Here is a 24,139-nt window from a genome sequence, read left to right on the forward strand (position 1 = left end):
CCGCGCGCCCATACGGATCAGTGGTCGTGGCGGAGCTCGCCGTACGCCGGGCCGTGCGAGGCGGCCATGACGGGCTGGTCGGCCTGCAGCAGCATCAGCGCGACGTCGTCGTCGAGCCGGTCCCCGCTGTGGGCCATGATCTCGGCCTCCAGTCGGGGCAGCAGGGCCGAGGGGTCGTCCTGCCAGATCTCGGCGGCCCTGCGTTCGAAGGCGAACATCTCGCCCTGGGCGTCACGGGCCTCGATGGCCCCGTCGGTGTACATGAGCAGGGCGTCGCCCGGGCCGAAGTCGAACGTCGTGGGGCACTGGTCGCCGCCGCCGCCCATGTGGTTGAGGCCGAGCGGCAGCGTCACCGAGAGCGTGGGCACCGGGCGCACGACGCCACCCCTGGCCAGCAGCGGCGAGGGGTGCCCGCACACGAGCAGGTCGGCGGTCGCCCGCGCGTAGACGTGCACCTCCATCAGCGAGGCCGTCACGAAGCTCTCGGCGGACTCGCCCGTGCGCTCGGCGACGAAGGAGTCCAGCCGCTGGGCCAGGCCGGGCAGCCTGGGCTCGTGCTGGGCCAGCTGCTCGAACGCCCTGCGCACCTCACCGGCCAGTGCGGAGGAGGGCGGGCCGTGGCCGGTCACATCGCCGATGATCGCGCGCACGCCGTAGACGGTGTCGACCACGTCGTAGAGGTCGCCACCGGCGGCGGCGCCGTCGGCGGCCTTGTGCCGCGCCTGAACGTGCAGGGAGCCGCAGCGCTCCGGCAATGATCGCGCCACGGCCTCGTCTTCTTTGTCGGGGCGGTCGTCTTGCATCCTCTGGAAGGGCTCTGACATGGAGATGCTCTCTGGGATCGACCAGTGACCAATGGTAGCCATGCGTACTATCCGTTGCGAGGCTTATACGCGACGAAGTCGAGGAGAGCATGGACAGAAACGTGGACCCTCAGCCGGGGAACCTGCCCGAGGACCTTCCGCCGTTCTTCGGCCGTGTCACCGAGCTCATCGATATCGACAACCTGCTGCGTTCCTCCAGGCTGGTCACCCTGACCGGTGTGGCGGGTGTCGGCAAGACGCGCACGGCGCTGCGGGCGGGCGCCGACGCGGCGGAGCACTACCCGGACGGCGTGTGGCTGGTGCCGCTGTCGCGGCTGCGTGACGGCGCCCTGGTCACCAATGCGGTCGGCCTCGAACTCAAGGCCCGCGACCAGACCGCGCGGCCGATGATCGAGCTGCTCATCGAACATCTCGCCGACCGCCGGTGCCTGATCGTCCTGGACACCTGCGAGCACGTGGTCGACGACTGCGCGCTGCTGGTCATCGCGCTGCTGGGGGCCTGTCCCGAGCTGAGCGTGCTGGCCACCAGCAGGACGCCGCTGGGTGTCGAGGACGAGGCGGTGATCGAGCTTGAGCCACTGCCGACGCCCCCCGAGTCCGCAGCGGCCGAGGTGGTCGCCGCCGCGGCCTCGGTGCAACTGTTCACCGAGCGGGCACGCGCCTGCGATCCCACGTTCGAGGTGACGCAGGACAACGCACGCGACGTGGCCAGGCTGTGCGCGCGGCTCGACGGGCTGCCGCTCGCCCTCGAACTGGTGGCGGCCCAGCTCGCCGAACGGCGGGTCGAGGAGCTGGCCGCACGGCCGGACGCCCGCGCCGACGTGCCCGTGCAGTGGGAGTCGGCGGTGCTGGCCCCGCACGGCAGCCTGTGGACGACGATCGGCTGGAGCCACGAGCTGTGCACCCCGGCCGAGCGGTTGTTGTGGGCCAGGGTGTCGGTGTTCGCCGGGCCGTTCTCCGACGAGGCCGCGTGGGAGGTGTGCGCGGGCGGCCCGGTCTCCAACGTCACGCGCGCGCTCGACGGCCTGGTCGCCAAGTCCATCGTGGTCCGCCAGGGCGACAGGTACCGGCTCTACGACAGCCTGCGGGAGTACGGCGCCTCCTGGCTGCACGAGCTCGGCGAGGAGCAGGCCATCAGGGGCAGGCACCGCGACCGCTACCTCATCATGGCCCGCCAGGCCTTCCCGCAGTGGACCAGGGCCGGGCAGGTCGGCTGGTACCAGCGGCTGGCCGAGGAGTTCGCCGAACTGCGCCTGGCGATGGAGACCTCGCTCGCCGAGCCGGGCTCGACCGCACTGGAGCTGGCCGGGTCGCTGTGGTTCTTCTGGTTCTCCTGCGAGTACGAACGCGAAGGTCGCGCCTACCTGGAAAGGGCGCTCGACCACGACCGCACGCCCGGCCCGATCAGGGTGCGGGCGGCCTGGGCGCTCGGCTGTGTGATGATCGCCCAGGGCGACATGGAGGGCATCGAGCGCTGCGTGCGCGAGTGCCGTTCGGCCGCGCCGGACACGGCGGCGTTGCGTGCCGCCGACTACATCGAGGGCACCGACTGGGCCATGGACGGCAAGCCGGAGCTGGCCCTGCAACGCCTCGTCGCCCTGTCCGAGAGCCCGTGGGACGACAGCGTCCAGGAGGCGGTCTGGATGCTGGCGCGTGCCGCGCTGGTGTTCGCCAGGATCGTCATGCAGGACTACCCGGCGGCATCGGCGCTGGCCGAGGAGATCAGGGTCGACGGCATGCTGCGCGGCGAGCAGAAGTTCCGCTCGTGGGGCCACTACATCCACTCGCTGGTGCATCTGTCGGCGGGCGAGCACGCGGTCGCCGCCTACCACGCCCGCACCGCGTACGAGGGCAGCAGGCAGCTCGACGACAGCTCCAACATGGCCCTGGCGCTTGAGGCCCTGGCCATCGCCACCAGCGCGCAGGGCGGGCACGAACGCGCGGCCGAGCTCCTCGGCACCAGTACGAGCCTGTGGCATCCCGAAGGCGGCAGGGCGCGTTTCACCTCGCCCGAGGTCGCCGCCGCCCGTGTGGCCTGCGAGCGCGACATCGCCTCGGCCATCGGCAGACAGGCGCTCGACTCGCACTTCAGGAACGGCCTGCAGCTCAGCCGCCTCTGACGCATGACCGGCGCGGGCGCGAGACCCCGCCCGCGCCGGGCTTTCAGGCGTCGTCCTCCCGGGCGACGCCGATCTCCTGCTCAAGACCGCTCGGCGGCAGCTCGGACTGCGGCAGCGCCGCCAGGTCCAGCGCCAGCGACACCGCCGCACGCAACTCCAGGGGTACGGCACGCGGCATGCCGGGCCTGGCCCGCGCCGACGCGGTGGCCAGCAACGACGAACGCCTGCTGTGCCCGCCGATCTCGGCCCACGCCTCGTCGGCCGAGCGCAACAGCCTGGCGCCGTCGCCGGGCCTGCTGCCGGTGAGCACCGCGATGGCGCCGATCAGCTCGACGCCCGCCGCCATCGAGGGCGTGTCGTCGAACAGCCTGGCCATGACCAGGGCCGAACCCGCGTTGGCCATGGCCTCCTGGCTCTCGCCGTTGTCCCACTGGATCTGGGCCAGGGCGTGCTGCAGCAGGGAGCGCACCCACGACTCCCCGGCCTCGTCGCAGCGGGTCATGCCCTCGTTCAGCAGCCGTGCGGCCTGGTGCAGCTCGCCGAGGCCGACCAGGGCGGCGGCCATCACCTGGTAGCCGGTCAGCAGGGCGGGCAGCGCGTTGTCGTCGAGCCGCCCCGCCGGCCCGATCTCCTCGATCAGCCGCAGTGCGGTCACCGTGTCGCCGCTGCGCATCGCGATCTGCGCACTGACCTGGACCTGGACCGGATGGATCGGGGAGCCGACCGGAGCCGTGCTGGCCTCACGCAGCCGGGCGGCGGCGGTGTCGAGGTCGCCGAGCGTGCTGTGCAGCCAGGCCGAGACCCGCAGTGCCCTGGCCCGCTCGGGGGAGCCGCTCTGGCCGAGTGCGAGCGTCCTGTCGACGAAGGCGACGCCTTCGCGCTCGAGGCCGCAGCAGATCCACACCGGCCACAGCGTGCCCGCCAGGTCCTGGGCGACCCCGGCCTCGGCGTCGTCGTGCTCGGCGGCGCGCAGGCTGGTCTCCAGCGCCTTCCTGAGGTCGGGCAGCAGGACGCGCATCCTGCGGTTGAAGTGCGTCTGGCCGCTCGGCCACTCGGCCTCGGCCTTGCGCGCCCAGGCCAGCATCTGGTCGCGGTGGCGCAGCTCGACCGTCTCGCTCTCGCCGAGCAGGTAGAGGCTCTCGGTGCCGTAGGCCCTGATCGAGCCCGGCATGCGGAAGCGCACGCCGCTCTTGTCCTCCACGCGCAGGAAGACCGACTGCTGCACGAGCGAGATCAGCGCGTCGAGCACGCGATGGGCGGGCAGTTGCTCGTCCACGCACACGGAGCTGACGGACTCGCGGTCGAACTGCCCGGCGAACACCGAGGCCCTGGCCCACAGCAGCCGGGCCTCCGGCTCGCACAGCTCATGGCTCCAGGCGATCGCGTCGCGCATGGTCCGGTGGCGTTGCGGCCAGGCCTGCCCGCCGACGGCCTCGAGGCCGAGCGTCACCCGGCCCGCCGACTCCTCCGACGGGGAGGCGGCCAGCGCGCGCAGGGTCTGCGGCAGCCGTGCGGCGGCCATCTCGATCGCCAGCGGCAGGCCGTCGAGCCTGACGGCGGCCTCGGCGACGTCGTGCGGGCCGTCGCCCGACGCCGAGGCCAGGGCGCGCAGCAGCCGGATGCTGTCGACGGCGGCCAGCGGCTTGACCATGACGAGCCGCTCGCCCGGCACGCCGAGCGCCTGGCGGGAGGTCGCGAGCACGCGCAGCGCGGGGTCGGCGGCCAGCAGCGACTGGACGAGGACCGACAGCTCGTCGACATGGGCGTCGCAGTCGTCGAGCACGAGCAGGCCGAGCCCGCCGGAGACGGCCTCGGCGGCGGTGCGCGCGGCGTCGGGCCGATCGGCGTCGACGAGCTGCACGCGCGGCGCGTTCTCGGCGAGCTTGCGGGCCAGCCTGCTCTTGCCGACGCCCGGCGGGCCGACGAGCGTGATCAGGCGAGCGCGGTGGAAGGCCAGTCGTACTTCGCCGACCTCGGCTTCCCGCCCGACAAGACCATGCATATCCACCGTTTCGCCGCTTCGATCATCTCAGCGTAGACCCGCCGACACGCAGTGTCCGCAGGACGCGAAAGAATCGCCAAGAAAGCCGCCCGCACCCCGGAGCTGCGGGGGAGAGGACCCTCGGCGACAAAGGCGACACATGTGGACGAGCCACGGCCGATCCCTCCGATGGCCGGTTCATGACGAGGATTTGCCACTCGAAGCGACAACCATGACGGCGATCGCGTCGTCCTATCCCCTGTGACGGTTGTTTCAGCAGTGCGGCCTGGGGTGGAACTGGTGCTGGTGCAGGGGGAGGGGAACGCCGGACAGGCGTGGGACGACAGCCTGCCGTGCGACGTGCTGCCGTGCCGCAACGGCGATGTGATCATCGTCCCGCGCGGCCAGCTCACGATCAGACTCACCCCCGAGCAGCGGGTACGGCTGGCGGAGACGCTGCTGGACTTCGACGTTCAGATCATGGCGAACGACTTGGCGATCAGCTCGTAGGAACGCAGGCGGTTGGCGCCGCCGTGCACACCTGTCGTGATCATGAGCTCGTCGGCGCCCGTGCGCTCGCGCAGCGCGATGAGCCCGTCGCGCACCTCGTCGCCGGTGCCGATGACGACATTGGCCAGCCAGTCGTCGACGAAGGCGCGCTCGAAGTCGGTGTAAGGGTGGCTCTCGGCCTCCTCCGGGCTCGGCACCGGCCCCGGGTTGCCGGTGCGCAGGCGCAGCATGGCCAGGCCGAGCGTGCGGGCCAGGCGCAGGGCCTCGTGCGAGGAGTCGGCTGCCACGGCGCTCACCCCGATCACCGTGTAGGGGCTCTCCAGCTCCGCCGACGGCCGGAACGAGGTGCGGTAGAGCTCGAGCGCGGGCTCGGTGTTGGCGGCGCTGAAGTGGTGGGCGAACGCGAACGGCAGCCCCATCAGGCCCGACAGCTGCGCGCTGAAGCCGCTGGAGCCGAGCAGCCACACGGGCGGGTGGTCGGCGTTGAGCGGGAAGGCCCGCACACCCGGATAGGTGCCGGAAAGCAGCTGGGTGAGCGCGGCGACCTCCTCGGGGAAGGCCTCGGAGTCGCCCCTGCGCATCGCGCGTGCCGTCGCCTGGTCGGTGCCGGGCGCGCGGCCGAGGCCCAGGTCGATGCGGCCGGGGTGCAGCGCGTGCAGGGTGGCGAACTGCTCGGCGACGATGAGCGGCGCGTGGTTGGGCAGCATGACGCCGCCCGAGCCGACCCTGATCGTGGTGGAGGCGGCGGCCAGGTGGGCGATCAGCACGGCCGGTGAGGTGCTGGCCACACTGGGCATGCCGTGGTGCTCGGCCACCCAGTAGCGATGGAAGCCCCAGGCCTCCGCCCGTCGTACGAGCTCGGTGCTGGTGCGCAGGGCCTCGGTCGCGGTGGAGCCCGCGCTCACGGTGGCGAGGTCGAGCACGGACAGCGGGAAGCCCGCTTCGCCGCGCGCGACGCCGCGGATCGGATCAGTCGTCACCTTTGCGGCAACCGCGGGGACACCGTCCGGTATTCCGCGCGGCGCGGTCCGGCATAGCCTGTCCGTCGTCACCGTGAGTGCACGGTTACCCGCCGGGCCCTAACGCGTTGACCCCAACATCGTGTTATGCCCATTTACGGATGGGGCTTATAACAACGGGCGGACAAGCCGGAATGGCGGGCCCGCCCCTGGTACCGGAGGGCGGGCTCGCCGTTCCCCGGCTCCCCGTCCGGTCGCCCGGAGGGGGAGCCCGGCTTGCTAGGGCGCCGTGCCGTAGCCCGGGTTACGGGCCAGCCAGTCGGCGTACACAGGGCTTCGCCGTACTGCGTCGGCATGGGCGGCTCTGGCGTTGATGCCGACCCATGGAGCTCCGGGCACGGAGCTCTGCCAGCCGAGTAACTGGCGCCAGCGCAGGGGTGCGCCCTTGATCGGGACGAGTACCGTGCCGGCGACCGGCTGGAACGTCGCCTGGGCCAGCACGACGGCCCTTCCGACCTGGCCGAGGTGCACACAGGTGGCCACGTCGGTCTCGTAGATCGTGCGTGGGGTGAACCCGGCCCGTGAGCAGGCCGCGGCGAAACAGTCGGCGAAACACCCGTCGCCGGGCGTCACCGCCCACTGCTCGCCGCTGAGGTCGGCCAGCTCGATCTCCTTCTCACCGGCGAGCCGGTGGTCGGCGCCGAGCAGGGCGAACACGGGATCTATCGCCACGGTCAGCCAGCTGACCGAGTCGGCTCCAGGTCCGCTGTCGCCGCAGGCGCCGACCAGGACGAAGTCGAGCCTGCCGAGCGCGGCCATGGTGGTGAGCTCGTCGGCCGACCAGGAGGTGTAGGTGGTGACAGGGCGGTCGGCGGCCAGCCGGTCGACCAGGCCGCCGAGTATCGGTCCGTTCGTCGCGCCGAGGCGGTAGCCCGTGGCGCGAGCGTTGGCGAATCGAACTGCTTCATCTTGGAGCTCCTTCGCTGCAGGGAGGAGCACCCGCGCGCGGGCGAGTACCAGTTCGCCCAGGGGGGTGGGACGCGCGCCGTTTCGGTCGCGTTCGAACAAGGCGCCGCCAAGCACTCTTTCGAGGCGCTTGAGCTGGGCCGTCAGGGCGGGCTGTGCCACGCCTAGCCGGGTAGCGGCCTTGCTGACACTGCCGGCCTCGGCGACGGCGCGAACAATCTTGAGGTGACGTAGCTCGAGGTCCATACCCGGAAGGTAAGACCATCGTGTTATCCCTGCAATCCTATATGTCAGGAAAATTGACGACAGGTGTAGGGAAGGTGCTTCCTGATTTGGGTAGAGGAATGCACATGTGCGATGACTATCACCATGACGTGCAGGCTCTGTCCGACACCGACATCCATGTCTACGAGGCGATCGCGTCGGCCGACATCGAGGGGGAAACTGCGGGGACCCGTGGCCTGGCCCGAATGACAGGGCTCGGCGAGAACGAGGTCGAGCGCAGCGTCCGCAAGCTCATCGGCACTGGTCACGTGCTGCCCAGAGACGAGGGATTCGTGCTCGGTCAGCATACCTTCGCAGTGGACTATCACTGAGTGAAATCTGAGATTTCCGGAAATCGGGGTATCCCGATGCGGGCTCCGTCGCCGGATCTGCATGCGAGATGCTCACTTGTGTCCGTCAAAGCCCGATATATGACTGAAATGGGCGAGCTGCCGGTCGAGTGGCTCCGCGCCTGAACGGTTGTCGATCTCCCAGTGCGGCACGACGGGCGGTTCGTCCACCCGGATCGCCCTCAGGTACTCCTCGAAGGCGGCCAGCTTCCCCTCGTCCCTCGCCAGGCCCCGCTCGGTCAGCCGCCTGCGCAGGGTCGCCGCGTCCGAACGCACCCACAGCAGCCGCACCGGCCCGCCGCCCAGCGCCTCGGTCCACGCGGCCCACACCTCGCGCACGTGCACCTGCGTGGTGAAGGGCCCGTCCAGCAGCACCGGGCAGCCGTGCGACCTGATCTCACGTGCCAGCCGGGTCAGCCCGCCGTACTCCAGGTGCTTGACGTGCTCGTCGTACCACGGGCCCTCGCGCTCGCCCTGGCTCCTGCCGTGCGCCTGCAGCACGCCGGAGACGAAGTCGCCGTAGACGGTGTCCTTGTCCAGTACGGCGGGCGGCGGCGAGAGCATCGCGGCCAGCGCGGCGCTCACGGTCGACTTGCCCGAGCCGGGCGGGCCGCTGACGATCCAAAGGGGTGCGCTCACCGCTCCGATCCTCGTCTACGCGGATCCGCGTAGACGACGTGCCGCGCCTGGGCGGACGACCGGCGGGGGCGTGCGGCGCGAGAGTCGTGGTCGTGATGCTCTCGGTGATCGGCAGGGCGGCCCGTACGCCGGACCTGCGGAAGAAGCTGCTGTTCACGCTCGGCGTGGTGGCGTTGTTCAGGTTCGGCCAGATCCTCCCGGCGCCGGGCGTGGACGTCGTGGCGGTGCGGGCGTGCCTGACGCAGGCCAAGGGCGGCCTGCTCGACATGGTCCAGCTGTTCAGCGGCGGCGCGATGCTGAAGATGTCGGTCTTCGCACTCGGCGTCATGCCCTACATCACGGCCAGTATCGTCATCCAGCTCCTCTCGACCCAGATTCCACGCTTGGACGCCCTACGCAAGGAAGGGCAGAACGGACAGGCGAAGATCACCCAGTACACCCGCTACCTGACCGTCGGGCTGGCCGTCGTGAACGCGACCGCGGTGGTGGCCATGGCCAGGGCCGGGACGATCATCCCGAACTGCCCGGGGCCGCTGCTGGCCGACGAGCACCTGCTGACCGCCGTCGTCATCGTCCTCACCATGGTCGCGGGCACGTGTGTCGTCATGCGGCTGGGCGAGCTCGTCACCGAACGCGGCGTCGGCAACGGCATGTCCATCCTGATCTTCACCCAGGTCGTCGCGGTCTTCCCCTCGTACCTGACGAACATCTTCGTGCTCAGCCCGTTCGCGTTCGGCGCGATGATGGTGATGGGCGTGTGCCTGGTCGCGGCCGTGGTGTTCATGGAGCAGGCCCAGCGCCGGGTGCCGGTGAGATACGCCAAGGCCACCGTGTCCGGCAGGCCGTACGGAGGGAGCGGCATCTATCTGCCGCTGAAGGTGAACCAGGCCGGGATCGTGCCGGTGATCTTCGCCAGCTCGCTGCTGACGCTGCCCACCCTGGCCACCGGGCTGCTCGGCCCCTCCAACGCGCTCACCGGGTGGATCGCCACCTATCTGCAGTCGGGCGACCATCCCCTCTACATCGTGACGTACTTCCTGCTCATCGTGGGCTTCACCTACTTCTACGTCTCGATCACCTTCAATCCGGACGAGGTGGCCGACCAGATGAAGAAGAACAGCGGCCACATCCCCGGCATCAGGCCGGGCAGGCCGACGGCCGCCTACCTGAGGCATGTGCTGTCGAGGCTCACCGCGCCCGGCGCGCTCTACCTCGGCGTGCTGTCGCTCATCCCGATCGCCGCGTTCGTCGTGCTGCGCGACCCGTCCACCCAGGCGAACTTCCCCTTCGGCGGGGCCAGTGTGCTGATCATGGTCGGCGTGGGGCTGGACACCGTCAAGCAGATCGAGAGCCAGATCCAGCAGCGCGCCTACGAGGGCTTCCTCCGCAGGCGCCGCTAGTCCGGCAGCGTGAGCCCCGCACGGTAGGCGAACACCACCAGCTGCGCCCTGTCGCGCGCCCCGAGCTTCACCATCGCCCGGCTCACATGGGTGCGCACGGTGTCGGGGCTGATCGTCAGCTCGGCCGCGATCTCGTCGTTGGAGCGGCCGGTCGCCACCCACGCCACCATCTCGCGCTCGCGCGGCGTCAGGCCGGCCAGGTCGTCGGCCGCCGCCATGCCGTCGGCGACGTGCCGCCCGAACTGGCCGATCACCGTCCTGGTCACCGCCGGCGACAGCAGCGCCTCGCCCGAGGCCACCACGCGGATCGCGTGCACCAGCTCCTCCGGCGCGCCGTCCTTCAGCACGAACCCGCTCGCCCCCGCCTTCAACGCGGCGAACACATAGGCGTCGACGGCGAACGTCGTCACCATCACCACCTTGGTACGGCCGAGCGCCGGGTCGCGCAGCACCTCGATGCCGTCCATGCCCGGCATGCGGATGTCGAGCAGCAGGACGTCGGGCGCGCTCGCGCGCACCAGCTCCAGCGCCTGCGCGCCGTCGGCGGCCTCGCCGACGAACTCCAGATCGGCCTCACGCTCGATGAGCACCCGCAGGCCCATCCTGACCACGGCCTGGTCGTCGGCCACGGCCACCCGGATCCTGGCGGGCGCGGCGCTCATGCTCCGGCGCCCGGCCGGGCGTGGTCGCGGGGGAAGCGCGCGGTCACCTCGAAGCCGCCGCCCTCGCGCGGGCCCGCCCTGAAGTCGCCGCCCTCGGCCAGCACCTTGGCCCGCATCCCGGCCAGGCCCCTGCCTTCGGCGCCTCCCGCCCAGCCGGAGCCGCGGTCGGCCACCTGCAGCACGAACGCGTCCGGCTCGCTCGCCACCCGGACCAGCGCCCTGGTCGGCCCCGCGTGCCGCAGCACATTGGTCAGCGACTCGCGCACGAGCCCGTAGACCGTGCGGTCGAGATGGGCGGGGATCGCGGGGTCCGCGGGTTCGAGGTCGACGGGCAGCCCCGCCGCGCGCACGCCGCCGATCAGCAGCGGCAGGTCGGCGGCTCCGGGCCGCTTCGCCTCGGGCGCGCCGTCCGGGTCGAGGCGGTCGAGCGCCGTGCGCAGCTCGCCCAGCGTCCGCACGCTCGTCTCGCGGATCGCCTCCAGCGACTCGCGGGCCTGCTCCGGGTCCTCCTGGAGCAGCATCAGCGCGAGGCCCGCCTGCATGGCGATGGCGGCCAGGCCGTGGCCCGCCGCGTCGTGCACCTCACCGGCGATGCGCGTCCGCTCGGCCGACAGGGCGAGGGTGAGGCGGGCGTCGTCGCGTGAAGGGCTCTGGGCGGGGCTGAGAGCGGCCGTCGCGGCCCGGAAAGCCGGGGGCGGCGGAGCAGGGGCGTCGAGGGGCGCGGTGCGGTCCTGGGCGCTTCCAGGGTCGGTATGGGTGGGTTCGGGAGTGGCGGGCCGGGCCTGGGCGAGCGCGTGCGGCGGCCAGGGGACCGCGAGCCAGCCGATCCACGCGAGCATGGCGACGACCGGCAGATCCCTGGCCCTGGCCAGCATCCCCCGCAGGCGTGTCGGCTGCTCGCCCAACGCTCACCGTTCCCCGTGACACCGCGCTGACGTGACGCCGAAGATCCTAGCCAAGTCCGGCCCTGGCGGCGTCGAGCGCCTCGTCCACGGTGCCGGGCGAGAGCACGTGCTCGATCACCATCACCGCCGCGCCGATCACCCCCGCCCGGTCGCCGAGCTCGCTCGTGCGGATGCTCAGGTGCTGGGTCGCCAGCGGCAGCGACCTGCTGTAGATCACCTCGCGGACCCCGGCCAGCACGTGCTCGCCCGCCTCGGCCATGTCGCCGCCGATGACGATGACGGCCGGGTTGAAGAAGTTCACGATCGCGGCCAGCACGTCGCCGACCTCGCGTCCCGCCTGCCGTACCAGTTGCACGGCCTGGACGTTGCCCGCGCGCAGGAGTTGCACGACGTCGCGGCTGCCCTCGGCCGCGACGCCCGCCGCGCGCAGCCTGGCCGCCACCGCCGCGCCTCCGGCGACCGCCTCGAGACAGCCGGTGTTGCCGCACCTGCACAGCACGTCGGCGTTCGAGGCCACCCGTACGTGCCCGATGTCGCCCGCCGCGCCCTGGGCGCCCCTGTGCAGGCGCCGGTCGGAGATGATGCCGCAGCCGATGCCGGTGCCGATCTTGACGAACACCAGCTGGTCGGCCTCGGGCCTGGCGGCCCAGTGCTCGCCCAGCGCCATGATGTTCACGTCGTTGTCCACCAGCACCCCGACCCCCAGCCGCGCCCGCAACCACTCGGGTACGGCGAAGCCGTCCCAGCCCGGCATGATCGGCGGACTGGTCGGCCGTCCCGATGCGTGCTCGACGGGGCCCGGCAGGCCGACGCCGATCCCGCACACCTGCGACAGCTCGTGCCCCGACTCGGCGAGCAACTCGGCGCACGTCTCGGCCAGCCAGCCGAGCGTCGCCTCCGGCCCCCTGTCGATGGGCACGTCGGCCGTGCGCTCGGCCAGGACGCGGGTCGCCAGGTCGGTGACGGCGACCCTGGCGTGGGTGGCGCCGAGATCGGCCGCGAGCACCACCCTGGCCGCGTGGTTGAAGGAGAAGGCGAGCGCGGGCCTGCCGCCCGAGGAGATCGCGCCGTCCGATGGCACGATCCACCTGTGGTCGAGCAGCGCGTCCAGGCGCTGGGTGACCGTCGACCTGGCCAGGCCGGTGAGCTCGGACAGCTCGGCCCTGGTACGGGCCCGGCCGTCACGCAGGATCGCCAGGAGCGCGCCCGCGCCCAGGGGCCCGCTCGGTTGCCGCAACATGCGTGGAGTCAACACCCCGCTTTCCGCCAGCGTCAAAACGGGGGCGGCCGTGCTCAGCCGTTGGTGAGCCAGCGGATCGGGTTGTCGTGCACGATCGCCTGGATCGTCTCCTCGGCGATCCCGGCCTCGCGCAGGCGGGGCAGCAGGCTGCGGAACACCTGCGAGTAGCCCGCGCCGCCGTACCTCTGCAGGTGGGCGACCCTGGCGACGCCCGTGCTCAGCAGCAGGCGCTCGCCGTGGCCGTCCTCGATGAGCTCGAAGGCGATGCGGGCGGCGGTGTCGGACGGCAGGCCGAGCGAGGCGAGGCCGACATAGGCGCCGGACTCGGCGATCTTGCGGGCGACGGCGGGGTCGCCTCCCGCGTACCCGATGCTGACGCGCCCGGCGGGCAGGCCCTGGCCGAGCAGGATCTCCAGCATGGCCAGACCGTCCTGGCCGTAGGTGGCGACCGGCAGCCTGGAGGCGAGCGAGGCGCGGGCGGCGGCGATCAGGCAGCGCTCCTCGGACGCGGTGGGCTCGGCGCCCCAGCAGCCGACCTCGCCGATGACGCCGGGGAAGACGCCGGTGCCGTCGAGGCCGGAGGAGATCTCGTCCATGAGCCTGCGGGTGAGGGTGTCGGTGTCGGCCTCGCCCACGTAGGTGAACGGCTCGGCGAACAGGCCGGTCGCGGCGACGACGGGCACCCTGCTTCCGGCGGCGATGCGGGCCAGCGCGGCGGCGTCCCTGCCCATGCCGATGCAGCTCAGCTCGACGACGAGGCCGAGGTGGTCGCTCTGGCGCAGGGTACGCAGCTCTTCGGTGACCGTGTGCTCCTCGTCGAGCCAGCGGTGCGGGTCGGAGTCGATGCCGACCGCCCAGCGCATGTCGCTGCGCAGGTGCTCGTGGGGGAGGACCGCGCCGGTGATCGCGGAAGCGCGGATGTGACCGTGAACGGTACGAATGAGGGCCTCGGGCATGCACGACATTAACCGATATTTGCCCTCATTCGGCTACCTGGAGCGAGAAGCTTTACCTTCGGCGGGCTTATCGATCTTCGGGGGGTGTTTGGTGATCTTCGGGGATTCTGTGATCTTCAGGGGATTTTGTGTGACTCGTCCGCTGGGCGCTCGTCGCCGGGCGGCGCCCTCTATTGTTGGGGGCACCAATCAAGTGTCCGGGGGTCAAATGTCCGGGGGGACCGTGTGGCGATCTCAGACGAGGTGAAGAGCACCTCGGAGACCGGCGACGCCGATCAGCTCAAGGATGAGGCGGCGCAGCGTTCCAGGCTGGGCGCCTGGCGCGACAACATCAGGTCCACCCGCACGGGCCGCCTCACCCTCAAGATCGTCGTAGGCGGCATCGGCGCGATCCTGGTCATCGGCGGCCTCATCATGGTCCCGTTCCCCGGTCCCGGCTGGCTCGTCGTCTTCGCCGGTCTCGCCGTGCTCGCGACCGAGTTCCACTGGGCGCACAAGGTCCTGGAGTTCGGCAAGCGCACTCTGCACGCCTGGACCGAGTGGTACAAACGCCGCGGCTGGACCGTGCGCATCCTCGTCCTCGTGGTGACCTTCGCCGTGGCCGGCGCGATCATCGCACTTGGGTTGAGCACGCTGGGGATCGACGTAGTGGGAATGGCGGGAGATGTCCTGACCTGGTTCCGCGAGCTGGTGGGCTGAGGTCGTCCCGTCCGGCTGTCTTCCTCCCCTCGCGGGGCGCGTACATCCCTGGGTTCGGGGGCGACGGGTGGAATGCTGACCACGTTCGGTGACTTCTTCATCACGGGCGGGGGTTGGCGTCGATGGGTGGCTTCTTGCGGGCGCTTGGGGCGTTGGGTGTTGTCGCTGGGGTGGCCGGCGTGGCCGGGGCCGGCTTTGGCGGGGGGTTGTCGGTTCGGGTGGACGACGGGGTGACGCGGGTTGAGGTGGGGGATGAGGCGGTCTATGTGGTGTCTGTGGTCAACCAGGGAGTTGGGGATGTCGTGGGAGAGGTGCGGGTTACGCCGCCTCGGGGGTTGGTGGGGGTGTCGGCGGTAGGGGGTGTGGTCGGGGAGTCGCGGGTGGTGTGGCGTGGGGTGTTCCCGGCCGGTGGGGAGGAGGTGTCGTTTCGGATGGCCGGGGTTCGGGGGGAGGTGGGAGGTCGTGGTGGTGGTGAGGTTGTTGGGGCTGGTGGGGGTGGGGGTGGGGTTTTGCGGGCTGTTGGGGCCGGTGGTGAGGGAGAGGTTGAGGAGGGGCGGGGGGTTGGGGCGGTGACGGCGACCGCGTGTGTGTATGTGGACGGTGGGGAGGGGGCGGTCGTTTGCGGGGCCGATATCGACACGTTGTCGGAGGAGCGGGGCGGGGTGGCGATCTTGGTGGGGATCGGCGTCTTCGGCGTCCTGGGGACTTTCGCGGCACTGGCGCTCACTCGGCGTACACGCGCTTTGGGGTGAGGGGTGTCCTTGTGGGGCCGTGGGGGGCTGGGGTGGACTTGGGGTGAGGGGGCTTTGGGGAGGCGGCCTTGGGGCCTTCCGGCGTGTTCCCCGGTCTTGGTTTTTCACGCCTTCGGGGTCTCGCGTTCTGCGCTTCCCGGCGCGTACGCCTTGGGGGCGTTTCGTTATATGTCAGGGAATTGGCCATAGGGGTTTTGATCTATGCCGATTGGGGTCGGTGGGGCGACAATCGGGAGGGGAGTTCTTAGGCTGCCGCCGTGATCGCGAAACTGCCGCTCGTCGTTGCCCTGCTGCTGCCGGCCGTACATGCCGACGACGTGCGGCTGCCGGGCACGGGGGTGACCCTGCACGAGAACGCGACCGACCCGGTCGGCGTCTCCTCCTACTGGATCAAGGGCAAGGGTGTGCACCTGCGTACGGCGGGCCGCAACGCCTTCACGCGTAGGACCGCGTACTCGGAGGTGTCGGTCAGCCCGGACGGCACGAAGGTGGCGGGCGTGGCGGGCGCGTACGTCAAGGGGCGTGACTCGGTCCTGCTGCTCGACCGGGCGACGGGCAAGGCGGTGCGGGTGCCGACGGTGGCCAGGCCGTTGCTGGCGTCGTACGCGTATTGGTCGCGCGACGGGCGCACGGTGCTGCTGACCGTGGAGAAGCGGGTCCAGGGCAAGTGGCAGACGGCGGGGTTCACCCTCGTCGACGTGGCGGGACGCAAGGCCAGGACGGTCATGGTGGAGGGCACGGGCCGAGGGGCGACGTTCCGGTGGAGCCCGGACGGCACCCTGGTCGCCGAGTACAAACGCGGCCTGCGCTACTACCGCACCGACGGCAAGGTCGCGCGTACGGTGGCCGACGTCGGCACGCCGGGCGGCGGCGAGGACGTGTTCTCACCGGCGGGCGGCAGCCTCGTGACCTGGTGTCCGGTGCGCTTCTCCGAGCACGTGTGCGTCGTCGACCGGGTCTCTGGCCGGATCGCCACCAGAGTGCCCGTCCAGCCGAAGGCGATATTCGGATGGTGGAACGACGGGCATCTGGTCGTCGTCCTGCCGAGGGGAGCGGCCTTCCAGGTGGCGGTCGTCGACCTCAAGGGGCAGACGAGACGCGTCATCGCCGACATCCCGGCGGCCGACTGGCAGAAGGACCTGTACCTGGGGTACACGCGCCGCTGACCGTGCGCGTGCCCTGCAGTGTGCCCTGCGGACCGACCGTGCGCGTGCCTGGCAGTAGGACCTGTACCTGGGCTGCACGCGCCGCTGACCAGGCACGCGCCTCCGCCCCGCCTGGGCTCAGAGGTACAGGCCGGTGCCGTGGTCGGTCTCCTGGGTGGCGACGGCGTGCAGGTCGCGTTCGCGCATGACGAGGTAGACCTCGTTGTGCACCTCGACCTCGTACTGGTCCTCGGGGTTGAACAGGACCTTGTCGCCGACCTTCACCGCGCGTACGTGCGCGCCGACCCCGCACACCTCGCCCCAGGCGAGACGGTTGGTCATCTTGACCGTGGCGGGAATGACGATCCCCGCGCCGCTGCGGCGCTCCTCGCCGTCCTGCTCGACCTTGATCATCACCCGGTCGTGCAGCATCTGGATCTCGAACTTTGGGTCTGGCACACCCGAAGCTTACGTGCCGTCCGCCTCCCGTTCGAAGTGATCATGGGATGGATGTTTTTTCGCCGACTCGGAACGGCGTGGGAATCGCGTCGGCTATAACTTTTCTGGGGCCCGGGTGAATGACGTATTCGGATGCCGGATTTCCCCGCTTCATATCCACGCCCTGGAGGCGTTTATGTCATATTTCGGGGTCAACGAGGCTTTATGATTCTCCTCTTCGGTTCCACTGGTTTCATCGGTGGCCATGTCCTGCCCGCGCTCCAGGAGCACGGCGAGGTCGTGGCCGCCACACGCGAACGCGCCGACCTGGCCACCGCGACCCACGCCGAGCTCACCGGCCTGCTCTACGAGGTCGCGCCCGCCGTCGTGGTCAACTGCGCGGGGCTGGCCGTCGGCGAGCCGGTCGCCCTGGCGGGGGCCAATGTCGTCGCCGTGGCCAGGCTGCTCGCGGCGCTCTCGGTCGCCGCGCCCAACGCCCGGCTGGTGCACCTGGGCAGTGCGGCCGAGTACGGCGCCGTGCCCATGGGCCCGCCGATCGGCGAGGGCGACGCGTGCCGCCCGACCGGCGACTACGGCCTGACCAAACTGGCGGGCACCGAGCTGGTGCGCGCGGCGGCGCGTGACGGCCTCGACGCGCTCACCCTGCGCCTGTTCAACGTGGTGGGGCCGGGCGCCCCTGCCCACAGCCTGCCCGCCAGGGTCGTGCACGACCTGCGCGGCGAGGCCGACGTCGTGGTGGGCGGCATGGCGCTGTACCGCGACTTCGTCGACGTGCGTGACGTCGTGCGCGCGGTGACGGCCGCCGCCTTCCTGCCCGAGCGCCCGCCGCCCGTGCTCAACATCGGCAGCGGCCGGGCCAGCGCCGTGCACGACGTGGTCGCCACCCTGGTGCAGATCGGCCGTCCGGGCGCCCGTGTGGTGCCGGGCAGTTCGGGCTCGCTCGCCGTGCCGTGGCAGTGCGCCGACATCACGGCCGCGCGCACCGCGCTCGGCTGGCAGCCCGAGTACGACCTCCGTACCACTCTGACCGATCTCTGGGCGGCCACCTCGTGACGCCCTTGCACCACCCGCGTTCCCTCCCGTCGCCGCAGCCCCCGAGCGTGAGCCCGGCCCAGGCGGAGCCTGTCCCGGCCGAGACGTCCGGCCCTGTGGGGATCTGCGTCCCCGCGTACTTCGGCGTGGGGCAGGAGGAGGCCTGGCGGCGGCTGGCGCTGTGCCCGCCCCGGCTGCTGGTGCTGGCGGTGGACGGCGGCGGGCCCGGCACGGTACGGGAGCCCGCGTACGTACGGGCGCTCGCGCCGCTCGTGCAGGCGGGGACCGAGGTGCTCGGCCTGGTCGACAGCGACTTCGGCCTGCGCCCGATCGCCGACATCCGCGCCGACCTGCGCCGCTACCGATCCTGGTACGGCGTGCGCGGCCTCTTCCTCGACCAGGTGGCCGCCTGCGCCGACCGGATCGGCCACTACGGGGAGGCCGTCGAAGGGGTGCGCGGCACGATCGTGCTGAACCCGGGCGTGTACCCGGACCCGGGCTATGCGGCGCTGGCCGACGTGCTGGTGACGTTCGAGGGCAGGCTCGCCGCGTACAAGTCGATGCGCGAGCCCGCCTGGGCCAGGGCGATGGCGCGGGGCAGGTTCTGCCACCTCATCCACGACGTCCCCGGCAGGGCGTTCGACCTCACCCTGCGCAGGGCGCTCAAGAACGCGGCGACGATCGGCCTGACCGACCGTTCCGGCGCCACACCTTGGGCCGATCTGCCGACCTACTATGGCACGCCGCCGAGCTGATCGCGGGGCCGCACCGCTCTGCCTATGGGCCCGATCTGCCGACCTACTACGGCACGTCGCCGTCCTGATCGCTGGGCCCGCACGGCCCTGGCCCTGATCCGATCTGCCGACTTACCACGGCACGCCGCCCATGACAGGATGACACCTATGATCATGGCCTTCGGCGCGTCGGACTGGCAGTGGATCAACCCGCCGAGGGAGTGGAGCGCCGACGACGGGCTGAGTATGGTCTGCGACCCCTCGACCGATCTGTGGCGCACCACCCACTACGGCTACGTGCACGACAACGCGCACATGTTCGGCCAGGTCGTGGCGGGCGACTGCGGCCTGGCCGTGACGTTCTCGGGCGCCTACGCCGAGCTGTACGACCAGGCGGGCGCGGTGATCAGGATCGACGACTCCACCTGGGTCAAGGCGGGCGTCGAGTACGTCGACGGCGCGCTCGTGCTGAGCACGGTCGTCACCCGCGAGGTGTCGGACTGGTCGGTGCTGCCGCTGGTGCGCCCGGCCGAGCGCGTGACCGTCTCGCTGGAGCGCAGGGGCGACACGGTGTCGGTGCGCTACGGGCTCGACGACGAGGAACCGGGCACACTCGTCCGCATGGCCTATCTGCCGCCGGGCGGCCCCGCCCTGGTCGGCGCCATGGCCGCGGCACCGTCCGGCAAGGGCTTCGCCGTACGTTTCAGTGCTTTGCGCATCACCTGCACCTGACAGCCGGGCCGCTCACGGCAGGCGCCGTACGCTTCAGCTCCTCTGCGCATCACCCGTTCACGGCAGGCGTAGGGCCGTGAACAGGGGGCGGTGGTCGGTGCCGGTGAGTTCGAGGACCTCGAAGGCGCCTACCGCCATCCGCCCGTCGGCCAGCACGTGGTCGATCACCACGCCGGGTGTGCGGCCCCCGGTCCCGGTCGGCCAGGTGACCTCCAGGGCCTTGCCCGAGGCGTCGGCCGCGTCCTGGTACCCGCCGGCCAGCAGGTCGCGCACCGGCTTGTGGTCGAGGGTGGCGTTGAAGTCTCCGGCGAGCACGCGCAGGATGCCTCCGGCGGCGGGCAGGGCGCGCAACCCGTCCTGCCAGCAGGCGATGCGCTCCTCGTACTTGGGCGCGCAGGGGTGAACCGAGACGATCTCGATGGGATGCCCGCTGTCGTGGTTCAGCACGGCTCTGGCCTGGCCGAACGAGCCGATGTCGATCGAGGGGCGGTCGGCGAGCGGGTACCTGGCCAGGACGGCCGAGCCGCCGACGCCCGGCCTGGCGCGGTTCACGCGGTGCGGGAGCAGTTCCTTGATCCCGGCCTTGTCGAGCGCGGCCATCGTCTCGGGTGTCACCTCCTGAAGGGTGAGCACGTCGGGCCTGGCCCGGCGCAGCAACGTCATCAGCTCGCCGGTGTCGGCCTGGCCGACCATCAGATTGGCGGCCATGACCTTCAGCCACGCCCCGGTCGCGGGCGGCTGCGGATCGACGAAGTGCCGGGGCACGACGATCACGCCGAAGGCCACGACGGTGGCGAGCGCCAGCCCGGTCGCCACCCAGCGGCGGGTGAGCGCGGCCAGCAGGAGCGCGAGCAGCGAGGCGGCGGCGACGTACGGTGTGAAGGCCAGCAGTTGCACCCAGCGCCACACGGGTGTCCACCCGCTGAACCACAGCAGCGCCCACCCGGCGAAGGGCAGGACGGCGAGCAGGACGAGCACGCTGAGCCAGCGACGTTTCACGGCGACCATGAGGAGGCACGTTAGCGCCGTCCGGCCGGGTCGGTACGCAACTCCCGCCCCTTTTCGATATGACTCATCCCATATGCGAAGGTGTCCCCCATGAACGATGCCGAAGCGCGTGTGCTCGACGCCCTCGACGAGCGGGAGACGGTCGAACTGCTGGCCGAGACGGTCAGGGTGCCGAGTGTGACCGGCACCGACGCCGAGTCCGACCTGCAGCACAGATTCGCCGCCATGCTCACCGAGGCCGACCTCGACGTCGACGTGTGGAAGCTGGACCTTCAAGCCCTGCGTGCCGCCGAGGGCTTCCCCGGCACGGAGGCGCCGAGGGCGGAGGGCTACGGCGTCGTCGCCACCAGCGAGGGCGAGGGCGTGCCCGCCCTGGTGCTGCAGGGACATGTGGACGTGGTGCCGATCGGCGACCCGGCCAGATGGGAGGGCCGCGACCCGTTCGGCGCGCTGGTCACCGGCAGCACGCTGCACGGCAGGGGCGCCTGCGACATGAAGGCCGGACTGGTGGCCAACCTGGCCGTGGTCAGGGCGATCCGGCGGGCGGGCCTGCGCCTGGCCAGACCGCTGGCCGTGCACTGCGTGGTGAGCGAGGAGGACGGCGGGCTCGGCGCGTTCGCCACCCTGGCCAGAGGGCACACCGGCGAGGTCGCGGTGATCACCGAGCCGACGAGCGGCGCGGTGATCACCGCGAACGCGGGCGCGCTCACCTTCCGGCTGGAGGTGGCGGGCCGGGCGGCGCACGGCGCGACCAGGACCGAGGGCGTGAGCGCGATCGAGGTGTTCTGGCCGATCTTCGAGGCCCTGCGCGCCCTGGAGGCCAGGCGCAACGCCGATCTGCCGTCGATCTTCGCGGGCAACGCCATGCCGTACCCGATCGAGGTCGGGACCGTGCGGGCGGGCGACTGGTCGAGCAGTGTGCCCGACCTGCTGGTGGCCGAAGGCCGGATGGGCGTGCGGCTGGGCGAGGACCCCGCCGACGCGCGGGAGGCGCTGGCCGGGGCGCTGGCGGAGATCGGCCATCCGTGGCTGCGTGCCCACCCGCCGTCGCTGTCCTGGCCGGGCGGGCAGTTCGCCAGTGGCAGGCTCCCGCACGGCCACACCCTCCTGGCCGAGCTCGGCGCGGCCGTGCACGACGTCACGGGCGCCGTGCCCGCCGAGACCGCGGCCCCGTACGGGAGCGACCTGCGCCTGTACACGGCGGCCGGCATCCCGTCGCTGCACTACGGACCGGGCGACGTGCGTTTCGCCCACGCGCCCAGGGAGCAGGTCGACCTGCGCGAGCTGCGCGACGTCACCAGAGCCCTTGCCCTGCTGGCCGTACGGCGGTGCGGCGTGATCTAGGAGGCACCATCCAGGGCGGCAAGTGATGGCTTACTATCGTTTTACACGCGAGGCCAATCCCGTAGTCAGTCCGTCCAGGAGATGACATGAGTGAGCCTGTGGTCATGCCCCTGCACATGCAGCGCGACCGTTTCGACCCCGTCCCCGAGCTGTCGGCGTTGCGCGAGCAGGAGGGCGTGCGCAAGGTCGGCACGCCGTTCGGGTTCGACGTCTGGCTGGTCGCCAGGCATGCCGACGTCAGGGAGGTGCTCAGTGCTCCGGAGCGCTTCAGCAACGCGCTGCCGCTCAGCTTCATCCCGCCGGGCGTGGCCGACCTGAGCGAGGAGCAGTTCGCCGCGCTCCAGGCGGGCAACCTGCTGGGCGTCGACCCGCCCGAGCACACGAGGCTGCGGCGCATGCTGACACCCGAGTTCACGATGCGCAGGATGCGGCGCCTGGAGCCGCGCATCCGCGCCATCGTCTCCGACCACCTGGACGCCATGGAGCGCGGCGGGCCGCCCGTCGATCTGGTCAGCGCCTTCGCGCTGCCGGTCCCCTCGCTGGTGATCTGCGAGCTGCTCGGCGTGCCCTACGACGACAGGGCCGAGTTCCAGCGGCGTTCCGGCAGGCTGCTCGACCTGTCGCTCTCGGTGCCCGAACGGCTTGAGGCCCAGTTCGAGGCGCGCGACTACATGGCGGGCCTGGTCGCCAGGGCGAGGGCCGAGCCGGGCGAGGACCTGCTCGGCATGCTGGTACGCGAGCACGGCGACGACCTGACGACCGACGAGCTCATCGGCATCGCCAACCTGCTGCTGCTGGCCGGGCACGAGACGACCTCCAGCATGCTCGCACTCGGCACCCTGGCCCTGCTGCGCCATCGCGACCAGCTCGAGCTGCTGCGCAAGGAGCCCGATCGCATCGAGGCGGCGGTGGAGGAGCTGCTGCGCTGGCTCACCATCGTGCACACCGGGTCGATGAAGGTGACCAGGAAGGACACCGAGGTCGCGGGCCACCTCATCCCGGAGGGCTCGCTGGTCATGGTCGCGCTCCCGGCGGCCAACCGCGACCCGGCGCTGCTGGCCGATCCCGAACGTCTCGACATCGCCAGGGGCGACCTCGGCCATGTGGCGTTCGGGCACGGCGTGCACCACTGCCTGGGCGCGCCGCTGGCCAGGATGGAGATGCGCATCGCCTTCCCCGCGCTGATCGAGCGCTTCCCCGCCCTGCGCGAGTCGGGCGAGGATCCGGCCTTCCGCTCCTTCCACGCCGTCTACGGCCTGTCCTCGTTCGAGGTGGCCTGGTGACCGGGCGGGTGAGGGTACGCGCCGACCGTGACATCTGCATCGGCGCCGGAATGTGTGTGATGACCGCCGAACGGGCCTTCGACCAGGACGACGAAGGGGTGGTCGTGCTGCTGATGCCGGAGCCGGGCCCGGCCGACGCCGACGCGGTCGTCCGGGCGGTCAGGTCGTGCCCGTCCGGCGCGCTGGAGCTGGTCGGGCCGTGATGCCCGGCTGTCGTCGAACGGCAGGTGAACGCTACCGTTGCAAGCGTGCAGGGTCAGCGAGCGGATGCGTTGCGTAACTCGGACAGGATCGTCAGGGCCGCTCTCGCCGTGCTGCGCGAGAGCGGCCCCGCCGTACCTCTGGACGAGATCGCCAGGCAGGCCGGGATCGGCATCGCCACCCTCTACCGGAGGTTCGGCGACAGGGACGGTGTGATCGGCGCGGCCTTCCGCACCTACTTCGCCGAGGAGATCGAGCCGCTGGCGCTGGCCGCGCTCGACGCCCCCGACCCGGGGCGCGGGCTGGCCGAGGCGCTGGAGGCGGCCGTCGGCACGCTGGCCGAGCATCGTGCGCTGCTGGTGGCGGCGCGCGAGTCCGGCGGGTTCACGATCGACATCGCCGAGCGGTTCATGGGGCCGCTCGGCGAGGTGCTCGCCGACGCGCAGCGGCTCGGGCAGGTCCGCGCCGACCTGCTCGTCCGCGACCTGGCGGCGATCGTCGTGATGGCGCTGGCGACCGTGTGCCCCGACGATCCCGGCCATGCCGATCCCCGCCGCTATCTGGCCCTGCTGCTGGACGGCCTGCGTCCTTCGCCCGAGGCGCTGCCCGCGCCCGCCTCCTGCGAGAGCCGTTAGCTGCCGGTCTCGACGGGCAGCCCGGCGCCGGTCCAGTCCTCGATGCCCTCGCGGTACTTCCTGACGTCGGTGTAGCCGAGCCTGGTCAGGCGGTTGGCGACGGCCTGGCTGTTGGCGCAGGCGGGGTTGGAGCAGTAGGTGACGATGGTGGCGCCGAGGTCGGGAAGCAGGCTGGGGGCCAGCCGTTCGACATCGGCCTCGACCAGGGCGATGGCGCCCGGGAGGTGCTGCTGTTCGTAGTACATGCCGCCGAGCGCGTCCACGACGGTGACGGCGCCCGCGTCGATGGCGGCCTTGAGGTCGGCTCGGTCGATGAGTGTGGTCATTGCTTCGCCCTCC

Annotated in this window: 25 protein-coding genes; 13 read left to right on the plus strand and 12 right to left on the minus strand. The window is 71.4% G+C overall.

The features are described from left to right. Positions 1-17: 17 nt before the first annotated feature. On the minus strand, positions 18-767 hold the full coding sequence (locus ACTWNK_RS13130) for a PP2C family protein-serine/threonine phosphatase (protein WP_474304195.1): 750 nt from the start codon (positions 765-767) through the stop codon (positions 18-20). A 146-nt stretch (positions 768-913) separates the two neighbouring features. Between ACTWNK_RS13130 and ACTWNK_RS13135 the strand changes: the two genes are divergently transcribed. Further along, a complete protein-coding gene (locus ACTWNK_RS13135; RefSeq protein WP_474304196.1) occupies positions 914-2,944 on the plus strand; it encodes an ATP-binding protein in 2,031 nt (676 codons plus the stop codon). Between the two features lie 43 nt (positions 2,945-2,987). Here the strand turns inward: ACTWNK_RS13135 and ACTWNK_RS13140 are convergent, their stop codons facing one another. After that, complete coding sequence (locus tag ACTWNK_RS13140; protein ID WP_474304197.1) at positions 2,988-4,946, minus strand: ATP-binding protein; 1,959 nt, start codon at positions 4,944-4,946, stop codon at positions 2,988-2,990. A gap of 279 nt (positions 4,947-5,225) precedes the next feature. Between ACTWNK_RS13140 and ACTWNK_RS13145 the strand changes: the two genes are divergently transcribed. Beyond that, entirely contained in the window at positions 5,226-5,435 is a 210-nt protein-coding gene (locus tag ACTWNK_RS13145) for a hypothetical protein (protein WP_474304198.1), read from the plus strand. Here ACTWNK_RS13145 and ACTWNK_RS13150 read toward each other — a convergent pair. After that, a complete protein-coding gene (locus ACTWNK_RS13150) occupies positions 5,399-6,415 on the minus strand; it encodes an LLM class flavin-dependent oxidoreductase (RefSeq protein WP_474304199.1) in 1,017 nt (338 codons plus the stop codon). The two genes, ACTWNK_RS13145 and ACTWNK_RS13150, sit on opposite strands and share 37 nt — an antisense overlap. Positions 6,416-6,673: 258 nt before the next feature. After that, positions 6,674-7,606, minus strand: coding sequence for a LysR family transcriptional regulator (locus tag ACTWNK_RS13155; protein WP_474304200.1), 933 nt, complete (start codon positions 7,604-7,606; stop codon positions 6,674-6,676). 104 nt (positions 7,607-7,710) lie between these two features. Between ACTWNK_RS13155 and ACTWNK_RS13160 the strand changes: the two genes are divergently transcribed. Next, positions 7,711-7,956 (plus strand): hypothetical protein, encoded by a 246-nt coding sequence (locus ACTWNK_RS13160; protein ID WP_474304201.1) that lies wholly within the window; start codon positions 7,711-7,713, stop codon positions 7,954-7,956. Positions 7,957-8,028: 72 nt separating this feature from the next. Here the strand turns inward: ACTWNK_RS13160 and ACTWNK_RS13165 are convergent, their stop codons facing one another. Continuing rightward, on the minus strand, positions 8,029-8,613 hold the full coding sequence (locus tag ACTWNK_RS13165) for a P-loop nucleotide/nucleoside kinase family protein (protein WP_474304202.1): 585 nt from the start codon (positions 8,611-8,613) through the stop codon (positions 8,029-8,031). A 95-nt stretch (positions 8,614-8,708) separates the two neighbouring features. Between ACTWNK_RS13165 and secY the strand changes: the two genes are divergently transcribed. Further along, on the plus strand, positions 8,709-10,013 hold the full coding sequence (secY, locus tag ACTWNK_RS13170; RefSeq protein ID WP_474310904.1) for a preprotein translocase subunit SecY: 1,305 nt from the start codon (positions 8,709-8,711) through the stop codon (positions 10,011-10,013). On the opposite strand, the gene ACTWNK_RS13175 is transcribed toward secY, so the two are convergent. Genes ACTWNK_RS13175 through ACTWNK_RS13190 form a run of 4 tightly spaced genes read right to left on the minus strand, consistent with a single transcriptional unit; the run spans position 10,010 to position 13,776 of the window. After that, positions 10,010-10,675 (minus strand): response regulator, encoded by a 666-nt coding sequence (locus ACTWNK_RS13175; RefSeq protein ID WP_474304203.1) that lies wholly within the window; start codon positions 10,673-10,675, stop codon positions 10,010-10,012. The two genes, secY and ACTWNK_RS13175, sit on opposite strands and share 4 nt — an antisense overlap. Beyond that, on the minus strand, positions 10,672-11,580 hold the full coding sequence (locus tag ACTWNK_RS13180) for a sensor histidine kinase (protein ID WP_474304204.1): 909 nt from the start codon (positions 11,578-11,580) through the stop codon (positions 10,672-10,674). The genes ACTWNK_RS13175 and ACTWNK_RS13180 overlap by 4 nt, the downstream gene beginning before the upstream one ends. Before the next feature lie 46 nt (positions 11,581-11,626). Beyond that, positions 11,627-12,820 (minus strand): ROK family transcriptional regulator, encoded by a 1,194-nt coding sequence (locus ACTWNK_RS13185; RefSeq protein ID WP_474304205.1) that lies wholly within the window; start codon positions 12,818-12,820, stop codon positions 11,627-11,629. A gap of 53 nt (positions 12,821-12,873) precedes the next feature. Next, a complete protein-coding gene (locus ACTWNK_RS13190; RefSeq protein ID WP_474304206.1) occupies positions 12,874-13,776 on the minus strand; it encodes a phosphotriesterase family protein in 903 nt (300 codons plus the stop codon). Between the two features lie 225 nt (positions 13,777-14,001). Between ACTWNK_RS13190 and ACTWNK_RS13195 the strand changes: the two genes are divergently transcribed. Next, positions 14,002-14,475, plus strand: a complete 474-nt coding sequence (locus ACTWNK_RS13195; RefSeq protein ID WP_474304207.1) for a TIGR02611 family protein — start codon at positions 14,002-14,004, stop codon at positions 14,473-14,475. 1,009 nt (positions 14,476-15,484) lie between these two features. After that, entirely contained in the window at positions 15,485-16,393 is a 909-nt protein-coding gene (locus tag ACTWNK_RS13200; protein ID WP_474304208.1) for a TolB family protein, read from the plus strand. 117 nt (positions 16,394-16,510) lie between these two features. Here ACTWNK_RS13200 and ACTWNK_RS13205 read toward each other — a convergent pair whose 3' ends face one another. Continuing rightward, positions 16,511-16,831, minus strand: a complete 321-nt coding sequence (locus ACTWNK_RS13205; protein WP_474304209.1) for a GroES family chaperonin — start codon at positions 16,829-16,831, stop codon at positions 16,511-16,513. 204 nt (positions 16,832-17,035) lie between these two features. Here ACTWNK_RS13205 and ACTWNK_RS13210 point away from each other — a divergent pair, with 204 nt between their 5' ends. From ACTWNK_RS13210 to ACTWNK_RS13220, 3 genes are all read left to right on the plus strand, one after another. After that, a complete protein-coding gene (locus tag ACTWNK_RS13210) occupies positions 17,036-17,884 on the plus strand; it encodes an NAD-dependent epimerase/dehydratase family protein (protein ID WP_474304210.1) in 849 nt (282 codons plus the stop codon). A gap of 47 nt (positions 17,885-17,931) precedes the next feature. Then, the gene (locus ACTWNK_RS13215; RefSeq protein ID WP_474304211.1) at positions 17,932-18,618 is read left to right on the plus strand and encodes a spherulation-specific family 4 protein; all 687 of its coding nucleotides are present in this window, start codon (positions 17,932-17,934) and stop codon (positions 18,616-18,618) included. A 147-nt stretch (positions 18,619-18,765) separates the two neighbouring features. Continuing rightward, entirely contained in the window at positions 18,766-19,329 is a 564-nt protein-coding gene (locus ACTWNK_RS13220) for a DUF1349 domain-containing protein (RefSeq protein WP_474304212.1), read from the plus strand. A gap of 57 nt (positions 19,330-19,386) precedes the next feature. Here the strand turns inward: ACTWNK_RS13220 and ACTWNK_RS13225 are convergent, their stop codons facing one another. Then, positions 19,387-20,328 (minus strand): endonuclease/exonuclease/phosphatase family protein, encoded by a 942-nt coding sequence (locus tag ACTWNK_RS13225; RefSeq protein WP_474304213.1) that lies wholly within the window; start codon positions 20,326-20,328, stop codon positions 19,387-19,389. Between the two features lie 99 nt (positions 20,329-20,427). Between ACTWNK_RS13225 and ACTWNK_RS13230 the strand changes: the two genes are divergently transcribed. The 4 genes from ACTWNK_RS13230 to ACTWNK_RS13245 all read left to right on the plus strand — a co-directional run bounded on the left by ACTWNK_RS13230 (position 20,428) and on the right by ACTWNK_RS13245 (position 23,800). Further along, positions 20,428-21,681: an ArgE/DapE family deacylase gene (locus tag ACTWNK_RS13230; RefSeq protein ID WP_474304214.1), complete on the plus strand. Its 1,254-nt coding sequence runs from the start codon at positions 20,428-20,430 to the stop codon at positions 21,679-21,681. Positions 21,682-21,767: 86 nt separating this feature from the next. Beyond that, the gene (locus ACTWNK_RS13235; protein ID WP_474304215.1) at positions 21,768-22,964 is read left to right on the plus strand and encodes a cytochrome P450; all 1,197 of its coding nucleotides are present in this window, start codon (positions 21,768-21,770) and stop codon (positions 22,962-22,964) included. Beyond that, positions 22,961-23,167 carry a ferredoxin gene (locus tag ACTWNK_RS13240; RefSeq protein ID WP_474304216.1) on the plus strand — a complete coding sequence of 69 codons (207 nt, stop codon included), beginning with the start codon at positions 22,961-22,963 and terminating at the stop codon, positions 23,165-23,167. Before ACTWNK_RS13235 ends, ACTWNK_RS13240 begins: the two co-directional genes overlap by 4 nt. A 45-nt stretch (positions 23,168-23,212) precedes the next feature. After that, on the plus strand, positions 23,213-23,800 hold the full coding sequence (locus ACTWNK_RS13245; protein ID WP_474304217.1) for a TetR/AcrR family transcriptional regulator: 588 nt from the start codon (positions 23,213-23,215) through the stop codon (positions 23,798-23,800). Here ACTWNK_RS13245 and ACTWNK_RS13250 read toward each other — a convergent pair. Continuing rightward, complete coding sequence (locus ACTWNK_RS13250; RefSeq protein ID WP_474304218.1) at positions 23,797-24,126, minus strand: rhodanese-like domain-containing protein; 330 nt, start codon at positions 24,124-24,126, stop codon at positions 23,797-23,799. The genes ACTWNK_RS13245 and ACTWNK_RS13250 overlap by 4 nt on opposite strands. Positions 24,127-24,139 lie beyond the last annotated feature (13 nt).

It is taken from the genome of Nonomuraea sp. IBHARD001, from assembly GCF_056106265.1.